General features: G+C 64.1%; 1 protein-coding gene. It reads left to right on the top strand.

What is annotated here, in order from left to right:
• Positions 1 to 258: 258 nt before the first annotated feature.
• Entirely contained in the window at positions 259 to 1,521 is a 1,263-nt protein-coding gene (locus tag AC5Y36_RS25720; RefSeq protein ID WP_500043804.1) for an IS110 family RNA-guided transposase, read from the top strand.
• Positions 1,522 to 1,613 lie beyond the last annotated feature (92 nt).

The following is a 1,613-nucleotide window of genomic DNA, read 5'->3' as shown; positions in this document are numbered from 1 at the left end:
GACGTCTATTTCAGCCAATGTGACCCTGTCGGGTCGCCCGTTCCGGGGTGAAAATTAGTGGGTGGTCGCCTTGCGACGCCGTGCTTCTATGGTCCTTCGAGGCCGCATTTCAGCCGGGCGCTGGGATCGCGTTACGGGCCCTTCATTGTTGCCGTTCACGCGAGCACGCGGATTAGATTCTGTTGTTCCCGTTGCGATTCCACGGGCGGCCACCCCGTTAGAGATCACATCGCGTGTGTTGAACGGAGGTGAACGGCGGTGTTGAAGGAATCTCATGATGAGGAGCAGATCATCGCCCGGGTCGCGGCACTGGACATCGGCAAAGCCGAGGTGGTGTGCTGCGTGCGACTGCCCGGTACCGGCCGGGCCCGGTTGCAGGAGGTTAGCACCCATTCGACGATGACCCGGTCGTTGACCGAGCTGGCCAACCGGCTCGTGGAACTCGGTATCGAACGGGTGGTGATGGAGGCCACCAGCGATTACTGGAAGCCAGTGTTCTACCTGTTGGAGGCCCATGGGCTAGACCCGTGGCTGGTCAACGCCCGCGACGTCAAACACCTGCCGGGCCGACCCAAGACCGATGTCCTCGACGCGGTCTGGCTGTGCAAGCTCGCCGAACGCCAGATGCTGCGCGCCAGCTTCGTGCCGCCGTGGCCGATACGGCGACTACGGGATCTGACCCGCTACCGCGTCGACCTGGTCGCAGCACGGACCGCGGAGAAGAACCGGGTTGAGAAGCTCCTCGAAGACGCCTGCATCAAACTGTCGGTGGTGGCCTCCGACATCTTCGGGGTGTCCGGGCGAGCGATGATGGCGGCGTTGATCGCTGGGGAACGCGACCCCAAACAGCTCGCGCAGCTGGCGCGTGCCCAGCTGCGGCGCAAGATCGATCGCCTCGAAGAGGCCTTCAACGGCCACTTCGACGCCCATCACCGGTTCCTGCTGGCCCGGATGCTGGCCCGCATCGACGCCATCAGCGCCGACATCGACGCCATCGACGAACAGATCGAGGTGTATCTGGCCCCTTTCGCCGCGGCGGCGGCCCGTCTAGATGAGATCCCCGGCGTCGGGCCGATCGCCGCAGCCCGCATCATCGCCGAAATCGGGACCGATATGTCCCGGTTCCCCACCGCTGGCCACCTATGTTCGTGGGCGAAATTCTCGCCCGGAATCAACTCCTCAGCCGGCAAGACCAAGGGAAGCGGCTCCACCGGACACGGCAACCGCTACCTGGCCTCGGCCTTGGGCGAAGCCGCCGTCGTAGTCTCCCGAACCGACACCTTCCTCGGAGAACGCTACCGGCGCATCGCGCGACGACGCGGCAAGAAACGGGCGATCGTCGCGGTCGGACGCTCCATCCTGGTCATCATCTGGCACCTACTGACCCAAGCAGACACCCGATTCACCGACCTCGGCTCCGACCACTTCACCAAACATCGCAACCCCGACATCGTCAAACGCAACCACATCCGCCAACTCGAAGCCCTCGGCTACACCGTCACCCTCACCCCGGCAGCCTGACCACACCAGCCATCGACCCCACCGTCACCTCCACGGCCGATACCGTGCGGACCCCAAACTCAACTCACGATCATTTTCGGATTAGCAGCGCC

Source organism: Mycobacterium sp. NGS50 (assembly GCF_059812545.1).
The sequence above is the reverse complement of the archived record's forward strand: the minus strand, read 5'-3'. Positions and strand labels throughout refer to the sequence as shown.